Annotated in this window: 15 protein-coding genes; 8 read left to right on the top strand and 7 right to left on the bottom strand. The window is 66.8% G+C overall.

Annotated features, from left to right (window positions below):
- Positions 1-100: 100 nt before the first annotated feature.
- From HYG77_RS14155 to HYG77_RS14135, 5 genes are all read left to right on the top strand, one after another.
- The gene (locus HYG77_RS14155; RefSeq protein ID WP_109325910.1) at positions 101-2,242 is read left to right on the top strand and encodes a catalase; all 2,142 of its coding nucleotides are present in this window, start codon (positions 101-103) and stop codon (positions 2,240-2,242) included.
- A gap of 141 nt (positions 2,243-2,383) precedes the next feature.
- Entirely contained in the window at positions 2,384-3,343 is a 960-nt protein-coding gene (locus HYG77_RS14150; protein WP_208962979.1) for a PDR/VanB family oxidoreductase, read from the top strand.
- A gap of 12 nt (positions 3,344-3,355) precedes the next feature.
- Positions 3,356-3,571: a recombinase-like helix-turn-helix domain-containing protein gene (locus tag HYG77_RS14145; RefSeq protein ID WP_208962978.1), complete on the top strand. Its 216-nt coding sequence runs from the start codon at positions 3,356-3,358 to the stop codon at positions 3,569-3,571.
- Positions 3,572-3,573: 2 nt separating this feature from the next.
- Positions 3,574-4,605, top strand: a complete 1,032-nt coding sequence (locus tag HYG77_RS14140; protein WP_208962977.1) for an aromatic ring-hydroxylating dioxygenase subunit alpha — start codon at positions 3,574-3,576, stop codon at positions 4,603-4,605.
- A gap of 42 nt (positions 4,606-4,647) precedes the next feature.
- Positions 4,648-5,313 carry a TetR/AcrR family transcriptional regulator gene (locus HYG77_RS14135; protein ID WP_230990052.1) on the top strand — a complete coding sequence of 222 codons (666 nt, stop codon included), beginning with the start codon at positions 4,648-4,650 and terminating at the stop codon, positions 5,311-5,313.
- Between the two features lie 36 nt (positions 5,314-5,349).
- Here the strand turns inward: HYG77_RS14135 and HYG77_RS14130 are convergent, their stop codons facing one another.
- On the bottom strand, positions 5,350-5,877 hold the full coding sequence (locus tag HYG77_RS14130; RefSeq protein WP_109325913.1) for a MarR family transcriptional regulator: 528 nt from the start codon (positions 5,875-5,877) through the stop codon (positions 5,350-5,352).
- 139 nt (positions 5,878-6,016) lie between these two features.
- Complete coding sequence (locus HYG77_RS14125) at positions 6,017-6,382, bottom strand: RidA family protein (protein WP_109325915.1); 366 nt, start codon at positions 6,380-6,382, stop codon at positions 6,017-6,019.
- Positions 6,383-6,484: 102 nt separating this feature from the next.
- Here HYG77_RS14125 and HYG77_RS14120 point away from each other — a divergent pair, with 102 nt between their 5' ends.
- Positions 6,485-7,129: a UdgX family uracil-DNA binding protein gene (locus HYG77_RS14120; RefSeq protein WP_208962976.1), complete on the top strand. Its 645-nt coding sequence runs from the start codon at positions 6,485-6,487 to the stop codon at positions 7,127-7,129.
- 112 nt (positions 7,130-7,241) lie between these two features.
- Positions 7,242-8,159, top strand: a complete 918-nt coding sequence (locus HYG77_RS14115) for an NADP-dependent oxidoreductase (protein WP_208963381.1) — start codon at positions 7,242-7,244, stop codon at positions 8,157-8,159.
- Between the two features lie 32 nt (positions 8,160-8,191).
- Here HYG77_RS14115 and HYG77_RS14110 read toward each other — a convergent pair whose 3' ends face one another.
- Genes HYG77_RS14110 through HYG77_RS14090 form a run of 5 tightly spaced genes read right to left on the bottom strand, consistent with a single transcriptional unit; the run spans position 8,192 to position 11,568 of the window.
- Positions 8,192-9,130 (bottom strand): CopD family protein, encoded by a 939-nt coding sequence (locus HYG77_RS14110; RefSeq protein ID WP_208962975.1) that lies wholly within the window; start codon positions 9,128-9,130, stop codon positions 8,192-8,194.
- Positions 9,131-9,135: 5 nt separating this feature from the next.
- A complete protein-coding gene (locus tag HYG77_RS14105) occupies positions 9,136-9,669 on the bottom strand; it encodes a copper resistance CopC family protein (protein ID WP_208962974.1) in 534 nt (177 codons plus the stop codon).
- Positions 9,666-10,331: a YcnI family protein gene (locus HYG77_RS14100; protein WP_208962973.1), complete on the bottom strand. Its 666-nt coding sequence runs from the start codon at positions 10,329-10,331 to the stop codon at positions 9,666-9,668. The genes HYG77_RS14105 and HYG77_RS14100 overlap by 4 nt, the downstream gene beginning before the upstream one ends.
- Positions 10,332-10,376: 45 nt before the next feature.
- Positions 10,377-10,895, bottom strand: a complete 519-nt coding sequence (locus HYG77_RS14095) for a hypothetical protein (protein WP_208962972.1) — start codon at positions 10,893-10,895, stop codon at positions 10,377-10,379.
- 19 nt (positions 10,896-10,914) lie between these two features.
- On the bottom strand, positions 10,915-11,568 hold the full coding sequence (locus tag HYG77_RS14090) for a DUF6474 family protein (protein WP_109325925.1): 654 nt from the start codon (positions 11,566-11,568) through the stop codon (positions 10,915-10,917).
- A gap of 162 nt (positions 11,569-11,730) precedes the next feature.
- Here HYG77_RS14090 and HYG77_RS14085 point away from each other — a divergent pair, with 162 nt between their 5' ends.
- Positions 11,731-13,287: a TM0106 family RecB-like putative nuclease gene (locus tag HYG77_RS14085; RefSeq protein WP_208962971.1), complete on the top strand. Its 1,557-nt coding sequence runs from the start codon at positions 11,731-11,733 to the stop codon at positions 13,285-13,287.
- Positions 13,288-13,308 lie beyond the last annotated feature (21 nt).

Below are 13,308 nucleotides of genomic sequence, written 5' to 3'. Positions count from 1 at the left end.
GGTTGCGCGGCTCCCGTCTGGGCACTCTGCATCGAGAGCGGCGCCGTACAACAGCGATGCGGCACCGGCCTTGCTCGAGCGACAGCGAAGGGGAACTTACGTGTCCGAGAAGAAGCCGTTGATCCCAGGAACACCCGGATCGGGAACACCGTCGGTCGACGAGCCGACCGAGCCCAGAGAGCCGCTTCCACCGAAGTCCGATCAGCGGTCGCCTGCATTGCGGACCGCGACGGGTGAGCCCGTCAAGGGTGCGGAGACGGCGAGGGGACAGAAGGGCGAGTACCTCACGACCGCGCAGGGGGCGCGTCTGTACGACACGGACCACTCGCTCAAAGCGGGGAAGCGGGGACCGACCCTTCTTCAGGATCACCATCTGCGGGAAAAGATCACACACTTCGATCACGAACGGATTCCCGAGCGGGTGGTCCACGCCCGGGGCGCTGCTGCGCACGGTGTGTTCCGCGGCTACGGCGCCGCCGAGCCGATCAGTAAGGCCGCATTCCTCGGCAAAGACGTCGAAACTCCCGTCTTCGTCCGGTTCTCGACTGTTCTCGGCTCGCGTGGTTCGGCAGACGCCGTCCGGGACACCCGCGGTTTCGCCACCAAGTTCTACACCAGCGAGGGCACCTTCGACCTGGTGGGCAACAACATTCCGGTCTTCTTCATCCAGGACGGAATCAAGTTCCCGGACATCATTCACGCCGGCAAACCGCATCCCGACCGCGAGATACCGCAGGCCCAGAGCGCCCACGACACCTTCTGGGACTTCGTGTCCCTCCACACCGAGGCGACGGCGCACACGCTGTGGAACATGTCCGACCGGGGCATCCCGCGGTCGTATCGGATGATGGAAGGCTTCGGTGTCAACACCTTCCGCATGATCAATGCAGACGGTGAAAGCACTCTGGTGAAGTTCCACTGGAAGCCGAAGCTTGGCGTGCACTCGCTGGTCTGGGAGGAAGCGCAGATCATCAACGGCATGGACCCCGACTTCCATCGACGCGATCTGGCCGATGCGATCGAAGCCGGTGCCTACCCGCAGTGGGAACTGGGAATCCAGGCGTTCCCGGACACTCCCGACCAGATGTTCGATGGAATCGACCTCCTCGACCCCACGAAGATCGTGCCGGAAGAATTGGCTCCGGTGCAGCCGATCGGCGTCATGACGTTGACGGCGAACCCGACCAACTTCTTCGCCGAGACGGAGCAGGTGGCGTTCCATCCCGGCCACCTCGTTCCCGGCATCGACGTGACCGACGATCCGCTGCTGCAGGCCCGGTTGTTCTCGTATCTCGATACACAGATCAGCCGGCTCGGTGGCCCGAACTTCGGGCAGATACCGATCAACCGTCCCCACACCGAGGTCAACGACATGCTGCGCGACGGCATGCACCAGACGGGAGTGCACCCCGGGGTCGCGCCGTACCGGCCCAATTCGCTCGACGGGGGATGCCCGTTCCTGGCCGGAGCAGACACCAGCGCCTTCGTCGAGGTGCCGGTGCCGATGCCGGAGTCGACGAAACTCCGGGGCGCCCCCGCGAGTTACGACGACCACTTCTCGCAGGCCCGGCTCTTCTACGCCAGCCTCACCGACATCGAACGCGCCCACGTCGCGCAGGCGTACACGTTCGAACTGGGGAAGTGCTACGAGCAGGCCATCAAGGAGCGGACACTCCGCGTTCTCGCCGAGATCGATACCGGCCTGTGTGCGGAGGTCGCTGCCGGCCTCGGACTCCCGGCCCCCGAGCCGACCGTCGCCCACGAGGCGCCGCCGATCGTCAGCCCCGCGCTGTCCCAGGTGGGCGCGGAATGGCCGGTCGACGGCCGGATCATCGGCATCGTCGCGGACGAGACGTCGGACCTCGCCGAGGTGGCCGCAGCCGTGAAGACGATCGATGCGGGCGGGATGGTTCCGCTGGTCATCGGACCCCACGGCGGTGAACTCGGGTCGGGGAAGGAGGCGGTACCGGTGTCGCGCACATTCCTGACGATGCGTTCGGTGGAATTCGACGCGATCCTCCTCGCCGCATCCCCGTCCGATCCTCGGTTGCTGGTGCTCGTCTCCGAGGCATTCCGTCACTGCAAGGCGATCGGCGGGTGGCCTGCCGGCCGCGATCTGCTCGTCGGCGCCGGCATTTCGGCCGATGCTCCCGGAATCGTCGTGGCGGACGAGACCGAGGGGCTGCTCGACGGCATGACGACGCTGATGCGGTCGCACCGGGTGTGGGAGCGGACCGTCTGATCGAGAGCAGTACCAGGTGACCCGGCCCTACGGCCGGGTCACCGTTCGTTCGTAGGAACGAAATTCCTGCAACTGTGGCGCACGATACATCTTAGTGCTAAATTATTGAGCACTAAGGAAATGCCGAGTGCAGGAGTATCGATGACAACAGACGCAGACACCATCCCCATGATGGTCCGTCAGATGCGGGTCGAGTCCTCGGGCGTCGTCTCGCTCCGCCTCGAACGGCCCGACGGCGGGGCCGTCCACGAGTGGACCCCGGGTGCCCATCTGGATCTGCACCTGGGCGGCGGCACCGTGCGGCAATACTCCCTCTGCGGCGATCCCGACGACAAGACCGGATACCGAGTCGCGGTCCTGCACGAGGCACACGGTCGCGGCGGGTCCCGGCGCATTCACGAGACGCTGCGTCCCGGCGACACCGTTCCGGTGAGCCCACCGCGAAACAACTTCGAATTCCTTGGTTCCCCCCGCTACCTCTTCGTCGCCGGTGGAATCGGAATCACACCGCTCCTCGCAATGATCGGCGAAGCCACGCGGATGGGCGCCGACTGGGAACTGCACTACGGCGGCCGCTCCCGCGCGTCGATGGCGTTCCTCGACGAACTGTCCTCGCACGGCGAACGGGTGCAGGTCGTCACCGAAGACGTGGACGGCATCCTCGACCTGAAGGCTCTCCTCGGCGAGGTTCGCGACAACACCCTCGTCTACGCGTGCGGACCCGAAGGCCTGCTCGCCGCCATCGAGAACGTCGCCTCCGCGTGGCCTGAAGGGTCCATTCAGCTCGAACGTTTCAAAGCCAAGGAAATACCCGCCGACACGCTGGCCGGTGACCGGCCGGTCCGGGTCGTCTGCGAGCGGTCGGGCATCTCCACCACCGTCGCCGCCGACAGGACCGTCCTCGACGCGCTCGAGGAAGCCGGTGTCGACGTCCCCAACTCGTGCCGGGAAGGCATCTGCGGTACCTGCGAAACCCGTGTCCTGTGCGGCACCCCCGATCACCGTGACTCGCTGCTCTCGAGCGCCGAGCAGGAGTCCGGCACAACCATGATGATCTGCGTTTCCCGCGCCCGCTCCGACGAGCTCGTGCTGGATCTCTAGAAGGGAAGAACCATGAGTCTTTACCTGCAACCACGGCAGGCCGGCACTGCGGGCCCCACTCCGTACGAGCTCAAGCTTGCCGGTGCCATCGAAGAGGTTTTCGGTACCGGTGTGCACCACCTCGAGGGATTGGTGAAGGGGCTGAACGACCTCGGTATCTGTAGCCCGACTGGGGAACCGTGGACCCCCGACACGTTTACGGACGAGATGCGACGGATGGCGGCCTGAACATGGTGAATCGACTGAACAAGACGGCACTGACCGGCGACGAGATCTTCGCCACCGGCATGCGGAACCAATGGCACGCGGTCTGTCCCTCGGACTTCGTCGCGCGCGGCGACATGAAGAAGGTGCGACGCCTCGGCGAGGACTGGCTTCTGTTCCGTCAGTCCGACGGAAGCCTCCGCATGCTCGCCGACAGGTGCCCGCACCGCGGAGCGCCGCTGTCGCAGGGACAGCACCTCGGTGACCGGGTTGCCTGCAAATATCACGGGGTCCAGGTCGACGGCGTCGGAACCGTCGTGTCCGTGCCGGGAATGCCCGGGTGCAATCTCGAGGGCAAGCGGCTCGTCACCAGCCTCCCGGTGCGTGAGGTGGCCGGCGCAGTCCTGGCATGGTTCGGCACGGATCCGGACGCCGAACCGGGTCCCATCGAACTCCCCGAACGCCTCGTGGACGACGGTATTTCCCGTTTCCTCTGCTACGCCGAATGGAAGGCGCCCTGGCGCTTCACCCTCGAGAACCTGCTCGATCCGATGCACGGCGCGTTCCTGCACCGCGAGTCGCATTCGATGTTCGGCGGGGAAACGTCCGCCAAGTTCCGCATCCGGGAAACCGATCGCGGGTTCTTCTTCGAGAAGACCGATCAGCGCGGCGTGAACTTCGACTGGGTCGAATTCTGCCGGACCGGAGTCGACTGGGTCGACCTGGAAATCCCGTACCCGCCCACCGCAGGCCCCGGCGGATCGTTCGGCATCGTCGGGATGGGAACGCCCATCGACGCCGAGACCACCGCCGTCTTCTTCTGGCGGTACCGCCGGGTGGAGGGCTGGGAGCGCGACGTCTGGCGCTTCCTCTACCGCACGAAACTCGAGGAGCGGCACTGGGCGGTTCTCGAACAGGACCGGGTCATGCTCGAGGCGATGGCCGCCGACGCCGACCAGGCCGAGAACCTCTACCAGCACGACCTCGGGGTCATTCGCCTGCGCCGTCTCTACCGGAGCCAGGCCGCAGCGCAGGCGGAGGCGCTCGCTGGAGCGTAAGGTCGCGCGGGTTGACTTGAATGAAGTGTCAACCAAGAATGTGTGACGGCCGACACGTCGGGAGCCGGCCGGTACGAGGAGGCGCGAGCGGTGCACGAAAACGACGGCGTTGCGGATCGGTGTGCGTTGATCGAGGTGGCGGGTCGTTGCTTCGCGGAGCTCGGATACGACAAGACCACGGAGGCGGTCATCGCGGAGAACGCCGGCAGGTCGGTGACAGACTTCCGTCGGCACTTCCGGTCCACGAAGGACGCATTTCATGCGGTGGCCGCCGCCGTGTTCGAGAAGTTCCTCGAAGCGCAGCGCACCGCGGTACCGCCGGACGCGGACCCTCGTACCGTCCTGGGCGCGGCCACTGCCGCATTCATCGACACCGTCTACAGCGTCGGCCGGCTCTTCACCGTCATCGAAGCGCGGGCTGCCGTCGACCCCGTGGTCGGTGAGCAGCTGTCGCAGGCGCACACCCGGATCCTGGCCCGGTACACCCGCTTCATCGAAAGGCTGGACGAGGCCGGGATCGCACGGCCCTGCGCCGAGGCCGCCCAGCTCGCCCGCAAGCTGTCGGATGCGCAGTGGCGGGGAGCCGCCCACCTGATCGGCGCCTCCCCGGACGAGCAACGTCGGTTCATCGTCGAGATGACGGCGGCAGCCGAACGCTTCATCGGATTCGACTGCGACACCGAACTCGTCGAGAGGCCGGCCTGCTGAACCAGGTCCCCAGGTGAGGGACGTCTGGTTGTCTCCCTAGGTGAGGGGCGTCTGGTTGTCGACGATCGAATGTTCGAGTTTGCGGAGCAGTTCCGCGAGGGACGCCTGATCCTTCGCGGACATACCACTGAGAATTCGCGCCTCGTTCGCGAAGTGGGCCTCCGCCACCTTCTCGATCACCCGAAGGCCCTCGTCGGTGAGCTGTGCGTACACGATCCGGCGGTCTTCGGCGTCCCGCTCACGCTCGACGAGACCCGCCTTCTCCAGCCGGTCGACCCGAAGGGTCACGCCCCCGGTGGTCACGAGAGCGGACTCCGCCAACTGCCCGGACGTCATCCGGTAGGGCGGACCCGAACGCCGCAGCGCGGCGAGCACATCAAACGACGCCATGTTGATGCCGTGCTCTTCGAACACGACAGCCAGCGAGGCCTGGTAACGCAGGTACGAACGGTGCAAGCGGCCCAGAACCTTCAGTGGACTCACATCCAGCTCAGGCCACTGGTGCGCCCACTGATCGACGATGTCGTCGACGGCGTCACGGTCGGGAACCGGGCGTTGCGTCACCGGGGCGCCTCCTGAACTTTGTGGGTCCTGAACTGTTGAGTCCCAAGGTATCGGATTGTCGGGAGGCGGGGACGCGCCGCGGGTCCCCGTCCGGTGTGTCGAGGACGGGGACCCGCGGTCGTCTGGTCGGGGGAGTGGCTCAGCGGCCACCGACTGCGGCGACGGCGTCGATCTCCGCGATCGCGCCGTACGGGAGGCTGCTCACCTCGAGGAAGGTGCGGGCTGGGCGCGGCTCGTCGAAGATGCGCTCGAACTGCCGGTTGGCCTCTTCACGCAGGGTCAGGTCGGTGACGTAGTAGGTCAGCTTCACGACGTCCTGAAGCTGACCACCCACGGTGGCGAGGCGATCGACCATCCGGTCCACGGCGGCGTCGAGAGCTTCGGTGCGCCCGGGTACGGCAACGCCCTCGGCGTCGACGGACAGGGCACCCGAAACGAAGGCCAACCCTCCGGCGACCACGGCCGGGCTGTAGGGGTGATGGGCGGAGACTTCAGTCATGGACATGGGGACTCGCTTTCGAAGTAGGCGTCGACTCAGTATATCTTAGCGCTAAACTAATTGGCAGGTCCGGCGAATGAAGACCCCTCCCGCGGGTACTCGACCCGCATGCCACGAGCCACGAAACAGTCGGCAGCGCCGTTCGTGCCCGACACCGTCGACCTAGACGCGTTGTCGAACGCCGCCGGCGGATGCCGCGGCTGCGATCTCTACCGCGACGCCGAGCAAACCGTCTTCGGCGCCGGCAAGCGCTCCGCCCGGATGATGCTCATCGGCGAACAACCGGGTGATCAGGAGGACCGCGCGGGGCAACCGTTCGTCGGGCCCGCGGGCAAGCTGCTGAACAAGGCCCTCGAAGCGGCGGGCATCGACCGGGATCTCACCTACGTCACCAACGCGGTCAAGCACTTCAAGTACGTACCCGCCGAACGCGGTCAGCGCCGCATCCACAAGAAACCGAATCGCACCGAGATCGTGGCATGCAGGCCATGGCTCGTCGCCGAGCTGCACGCGGTAAAACCTGATGTCCTGGTGTGCCTCGGCGCCACCGCCGCCCAGGCGCTGCTCGGACCGTCGTTCCGGCTCACCGAGCATCGCGGGGAGCGGCTGCATCTCGACGGTGAAGTGGACGTCGCCGGCGATCCCGACGTCTTCGTCACCATCCACCCGTCCGCCGTCCTGCGCGGACCGGATCGGGACGAGGCGTTCTCCGGACTCGTCGAGGACTTGAAGAAGGCAGCCCTTGCCCTGTGAGGCCCTGCCGTGAGTACTTATTAACAACCCGTTGTCGATAAGTACTCACAGGGGTAGGCGAGCGACCGCCCCGCGAGACAACATGGTGGTTATGACGAATCCGAATCAGACCATGAAGGCCGTCTCCTACTCCTCCTACGGTGGTCCCGACGTACTCGAAGTGGTCGATGTTCCCGTTCCGGAACCCACGGGGAATCAGGTGCGCCTCGCTGTCCGCGCCGCCGGGGTGAACCCGATCGACTGGAAGGTGCGGTCGGGTTCGATGGCCGAGGTGATGTCGGTGCAGTTCCCGAAAATTCCAGGCAGTGAGGTGGCCGGCGTCGTCGATGCCGTCGGTCCGTCTGCGACCGGGGCTGTGGTCGGGGACGAAATGTTCGGCTGGTCCGACACCGGCGGTTACGCCGACTACGTGCTCGCCACCGTCATCGTTCCTAAACCGCGCGAATTGAGCTGGACGGACGCCGTCACGATTCCCGTGGCCGGGGAAGCCGCCGATCGCGGACTGCGACTGCTCGACCTGCGTGAGGGTGAGACACTTCTGGTGAACGGGGCGTCGGGAACAGTCGGAACCCTGGCCGTGCAATTGGCCCGTCAACGAGGAGTCACGGTGATCGGCACCGCCAGCGAACGCCACCATGACGCACTCCGAGCACTGGACGTCGTCCCGACGACCTACGGTGACGGCTTGGCCCAGCGGGTGCGCGAACTCGCACCGCAAGGTGTCGACGCCGTCCTCGATGCCGGAGTCGGCGGGTTGCCAGCCGCAGTCGAGCTGCGCGGCGGTACCGAGCGGATCGTGACGTTGTCCGACGGGGCGGCCTTCGAGCTCGGTATCACCTTCTCCTCCGGCACCTCCGACGACTGGAGCGCCGAAATCCTGCGACGCCTCGGTAGTGCGGCCGCGGACGGAGCACTGGCACTGCCACCCGCCCGCACCTTTGCCCTCGCCGGTGCTGCGGACGCCCATCGTGAGGGTGAGAAGGGCGGCAGCCGGGGGAAGCTCGTCCTGACCCCTGTGAGTACTTATTAACAACGGGTTGTTAATAAGTACTCACAGGGGGGTCAGGCAGTGGTGGCGAGGGCGGCAGCGAGACCGAAGGCCACCGCCATCGCCACCATCTCGACCGCGGCGCGCCGCAAGGAGTCGTCTGCGCTCATCCGATGCGCGGCGGCTCGGCCGACCCAGGTGCGGCGCCACCACCACCCCAGTGCGAGCAGTGCCGCGAGCACCACGGCCTTGGCGACCACGATGCGGCCGTAGCCGGTGTCGGTCAGGGCCGACACCCCGCCCAACCGGACAGCAGCGTCCACGACACCGGTCAGGGTGAGCAGACACACGCACCACACCGCGACGTCCGAGTACCGGGGCAGCCACCTCGACCAGTCGCCCCGTGAGCGCAGCGTCAAAGCCATGGCGGTCAGCAGGCCGAACCAGGTGGCGGCTGCCAGGGCGTGAACGGCGTCGAGTACCGAACCGAGGACCTGCTGCGACATGTGCCCGGTGACCGGGCGCGCGACGATGGCGAAGGCCGTCAGGACAGCGACCGCAACGGGAAGACGAGCCCCGGGATGCCGAAACGCGAACAGCGACCATGCGGTGACTGCGGCCGTGCACGCGAAGACGGCGAGGTCGATACGTCCGGCGCTGATGTCGGTGACGTAGGCACCGAACCGGCCGACCGTCAACCCGGACAGCGGGAGGGCGTCGGCTTCCGCCGCCGTCATGGCGAACACGACCGCCTCGGCGGCCATCCACGATCCGGCCACGGCCGTCAACAGTCGCCACAGGTTGGCGTCCTGCACGAGGGGTCGGCTGTCGGTCCGGCCCCACCACCCGAGTGCGGCCAGTCCCAGGACCACCGACCCCAGGATCAAGCACAGAGCCCGCACAGCGCTCGACGGGCTGGGGTCTTCCGGTCGAGCCAGCGCCCACCCACCGGCAACACCCACGAGCGAGGTGGGCACGGCGAACAGCAGCCACCACTGCCGTGCCGTGCCCACCGTGCTCAGTTCCGCTCGCGCGGTGTGCGGAGCGCGAACCACAGCCCGGCACCGAACACGAGCACACCCGCGGCGACGAACGGCCACAACGGGATGCCTCCGGAGCCCGAATCACCTGAACTGTCGGCGGCGGCGCCCGGTGTGCCCGACCCCGCCTGGGTGAGCGTGAATGTTCGGGTTCCGCTCACCGGATGTCCGTCGGCGGAGGTGACGCGGAAGGCGATGGTGTAGTCACCGGCCTGGCCCAGTTCACCGAGCTCCGCGCTCACGGTGGCCCCTTCGACCGAGGGGTCGCCCTTGGTCCACAGGTTGCCGTCGGGGCCCACCACGGTGAGCGACGCGAACGATTCCTGCAGCGCCTCGTTGAACGTGACACTCACCCGTTCGGGCGCTGCCGCGATCTGCGCACCGTTCTCCGGGTTGGAACTGAGCACCACCGAGTGGGCGGCGGCGGAGCCGACACCGAGCATGCTCGCCAGCATCGCCAGCAGTCCGACGGCGATAACCTTGGCCGAGGTGAGCGTTGCGCGCGCCTTCATGAGCGACGACTTCGAACCAAGGCGCCGAGACCGAGGGCCGCACCCAGCGCGCCGAGGACGAGCCCGACGCCACCCAACCAACGGGCGGTGTCGTCGGTTCCCTCGGCCGCCACCTCGTGGTCGTCACCCGACGAGGACACGGCGTCGTGGCTGCTTTCTTCCCCGCTGGAGGCCGCGAGGGTGAGCGTGGGTGACGGCTTGTCCGGTTCGGCACCGTCCGGGCCGGCGGGCTGATCCCAGTTGACGACGTTGCCGTCGCTGTAGGTCTGTGCTGCCGGGAACGACACCTCGTCCTGTTCGGGCAGCGGTCCGGCCGACAGCACGAATTGCTGGAACTGGCCGGGTGCCACCCCGACACCGGGATCGGCCGTCCACGTCACCGAGGTCGCGAGCTTGGAACCCGGGTCCTTGGCGACGACGGCCGTCCAGCCCGGCAGCGGTTCGGTGCGAGCGGATTTGAGGCCCGGAAGTGTCACGGTGAGCGCGGTGGTGGAAGCCGTTTCGGATTCGGTGGGCACCCGGAACGTCAGGACGGAGTAGCCGCCCTGCTCGGCGCCCGGAGCCGCGACCGTCACGTGTGCGGCGGCAACACCGGCCGTGAGCAACATGGCACCACCGGCGGCGCCGGCGGTGAAAAGGGCACGCGAAACTAGGGAGTTCATCGAAGAAAGGTCCTTACTGGTCTGAAGGCGAAGTGAGATGAAGGTTCAGACCAGAACAGGGGGACCGCGACGGGAGATGCTCGCTCGGAGTAGTGCGTCGACGGGGTTTCTGCGGGGGACGGGGTGAGGGAGGGCAGCAGCGACCGCGACGGGTCGAGGCTCGCCGCGTAACACCACCCGCCATACGTGGACCAGCGAACGGTAGAGCCGTTCGGCGCTGGCAATGAGCAACGCGCAGACGACGGTGGCGGCTGCGTGCGCCAGCAGCATCGGCGCAGCGGGGAGAACTGCGTGCACGTGTGCTGTGGCTGCGAGCGTGAGGTGGCCGGCGACCTGTCCGAAACCGAGCGCGCCGAGAAGGGCCGAGTTGCTGTGGAAACGCGGCGGCAGGTTCGCGGTGATCGCGCCCACGCCGCTACAGGCGAGGAGCAGCAACGTCAGTGCTGCCGATGCGGGAAATCCGCCCCCACCCGCGCCGTGCGCCGCGACCGCGAGACCGGCCGAAAGCGCACCGACGGCCGCGCCTCTGAGGGTGGCGGTCGCGTCGGAGCGGGCGGGGGACATGAAAGTGCGTCGAAGTCGGTCAGCGCACGCCGAGGCGGGCGAGGAGATCCGCTTCGACACCGTCGAGTTCGGATGAGATGGCCTGGTGAGCGGCCTTCCGGCGCGCCTGGGGCATTTGCTCCGCCGCGCGGACGGCGGTATTCAGATCGCCGAGGCGTTCGCGGATTGCGCCGGCGAACTTCTGCGTCTCGGCGTCGTCAGGCTTCTGACCGAGAATCTCGGTGGTGGAGCTTTCGGCACCGGCGATGCGGGCGCTGAGCTTGGCACCGTGACCGGTGTAGTTGGCGAGTTGGTCGATGCCGACGCCCATTCGATCGGCGCGCCTGGCGTCGATCTGGCCGCGCACGACGGTTGCGGCGCGGTAGACGATGGGGAGCAGCACGGGCGTGAGGAGTCGCGCGACACCGAGATACTTGCGAACGGAGGCCACGGTGAAGCCCTTCTGGGCGGCCGCCTTCTCCTGAGCTTTGAGGGTAGCGATTTGAGCCTTCTCGATCTTCTTCTGTGATTTCAGTTCGGCAGCTTCGAGCTTGCGCGCGGACTTGAACGCGGCCTTGTCCCGCCTGCGTTCGTTGCGTGCCTTCAGCTTCGCTTCCACTCCCGCCTTGTGCTTGAGTGCCTTAGCTTCTGCCTTACGGGTGGCTCGGGACTTACGTTTCTTCAACAACCCCATCGAAAAGACCCCTTTTCCTGGTGTTTCTGCGCAGCCCACGCTACCAACTGCATCCGGTGCTTCGGGATCAGCCTAGGGGAGCACATAATCTTCGTCATCGTGTGTTCCCATATCGGTCAGCAAACAGAACCCGGCGCCTCTCCCGGACAGGTGCCCGGGCCGGTGATCGATGCCAGCGCACTGACGCGGTGCCGTCACCGTGTGCATCTCGACGCCGCCTTCCCCGCCGCCCTGGCCGCTGCGCCGGAGGACATCGGCGTCCGTCAGCGGCAGGATGCGGCCGCCGCCCGCCGCGAAGACATTCGTCGGCTTCTCGTCGAATACGATCCCGAGCGGTGGGTAGTGATCGACGCCGAAGGCAGCATGCGCACTCGTGCCGAAGACACGGTGGCCGCGTGCAGGGCAGGCGCGGACCGGATCTGGGGCGCCGTGCTGCCGCTCGAACGGGACACCGGCCGCAAAGCCCGTTGCGAGATTCTCATCCGGGACGCGGACCGCGGCGGGTACATCCCCGTGATCGTCGTCAACCACAAGGTCACCGATCCCGGTCGGGGCGCGACGACGTCCGGCATGTTCGAGTGGGAGCCGCGTGAGGATCCGACCAGGAAGCCCCGCAGTCAGGTCCGCGACCAGATGCGTGTGGCACAGGTGTACCGGATGCTCGAGCGGCACGGGTTGGCCAGTCCGGCCCGCCTGGCCGGGGCGATCGGATACGGCTCCGACGTGATCTTCGTGCACGATCTCAGCACCATCCTCGCCGACTACGACGAGCGCTTCGCCGACCGACTGTCCGTGGCGCGGGGGGAATCGGCGACGGTGCCGTCTCGGATCGGCGAATGCCGGTCGTGCCCCTGGTGGCCCGGTTGCGAAGAACAGTTGACGCTGACGCACGACGTGAGCCTGGTGGCCACCGGGTCGCGGGCCGACATGCTGCGCGAGGCCGGTTGTCACACCATCGACGACCTTGCCGCCTGGGACCGCGAACCTCTCGAGGACTGGCCGCACGGTGCGTTCGAGGACGCGGTGGTGACGGCAAAAGCCTGGCTGGCGGGTGCGCCACTGGTTCGGCGCTTTCCGCAGATCCGGGTGACCCGCGCCGACATCGAGATCGACGTCGACATGGAGAGCTACCAGGAACACGGTGCCTACCTGTGGGGAACGTTGCTCAATATGGACGGGGTGTCGGTGTATCGACCGTTCGTCAGCTGGGACCCCGTACCGACACAGGACGAGGCGCGGTCGTTCGCCGAGTTCTGGACGTGGCTGATGGCCGAACGGGAGGCCGCGGCCCTGAGCGGCAAGACGTTCGCCGCCTACTGCTATTCACGTGCGGCCGAGGACAAGTGGTTGCTCGATTCGGCCCGCCGATTCGCCGGAGTCCCGGGCATCCCCACCGAGGCCGAAATCCGCGAGTTCATCGACAGCCCACAATGGGTCGACATCTACCAAGCGGTCAGCGATCAATTCATCTGCCCGGGCGGCAAAGGACTGAAGAAGATCGCTCCTGTCGCAGGTTTCAGGTGGCGTGACGCCGACGCCGGTGGTGAGGCCTCGATGAGTTGGTACCGCGAAGCCGTCGGCTACGACGGTGAACCCGACCTCACCCAGCGTGAGCGACTCCTGCAATACAACGAAGACGATGTGATCGCCACGAAAGTGCTGCGGGAGTGGATGTCGGATCGGGCCGAGAAGGAGATCCCGCTCGCGTCCGACCTCTAGGCTGCAAGGCAGGGGCCGATT

The sequence above is a fragment of the Rhodococcus sp. ZPP genome, assembly GCF_017656075.1.
Classification (GTDB): Bacteria; Actinomycetota; Actinomycetes; order Mycobacteriales; family Mycobacteriaceae; genus Rhodococcus_F; species Rhodococcus_F oxybenzonivorans.
Note: the sequence above shows the minus strand (reverse complement) of the source record. Positions and strands in the feature narration are given on the sequence as shown.

Coding starts and splice junctions, on each gene's coding strand:
- HYG77_RS14145 (WP_208962978.1), top strand. CDS start 3,356: ATGAGTCTTTACCTGCAACCACGGCAGGCCGGCACTGCGGGCCCCACT.
- HYG77_RS14140 (WP_208962977.1), top strand. CDS start 3,574: ATGGTGAATCGACTGAACAAGACGGCACTGACCGGCGACGAGATCTTC.
- HYG77_RS14100 (WP_208962973.1), bottom strand. CDS start 10,331: ATGAACTCCCTAGTTTCGCGTGCCCTTTTCACCGCCGGCGCCGCCGGT.
- HYG77_RS14125 (WP_109325915.1), bottom strand. CDS start 6,382: ATGTCCATGACTGAAGTCTCCGCCCATCACCCCTACAGCCCGGCCGTG.
- HYG77_RS14095 (WP_208962972.1), bottom strand. CDS start 10,895: ATGTCCCCCGCCCGCTCCGACGCGACCGCCACCCTCAGAGGCGCGGCC.
- HYG77_RS14090 (WP_109325925.1), bottom strand. CDS start 11,568: ATGGGGTTGTTGAAGAAACGTAAGTCCCGAGCCACCCGTAAGGCAGAA.
- HYG77_RS14150 (WP_208962979.1), top strand. CDS start 2,384: ATGACAACAGACGCAGACACCATCCCCATGATGGTCCGTCAGATGCGG.
- HYG77_RS14120 (WP_208962976.1), top strand. CDS start 6,485: ATGCCACGAGCCACGAAACAGTCGGCAGCGCCGTTCGTGCCCGACACC.
- HYG77_RS14105 (WP_208962974.1), bottom strand. CDS start 9,669: ATGAAGGCGCGCGCAACGCTCACCTCGGCCAAGGTTATCGCCGTCGGA.
- HYG77_RS14115 (WP_208963381.1), top strand. CDS start 7,242: ATGAAGGCCGTCTCCTACTCCTCCTACGGTGGTCCCGACGTACTCGAA.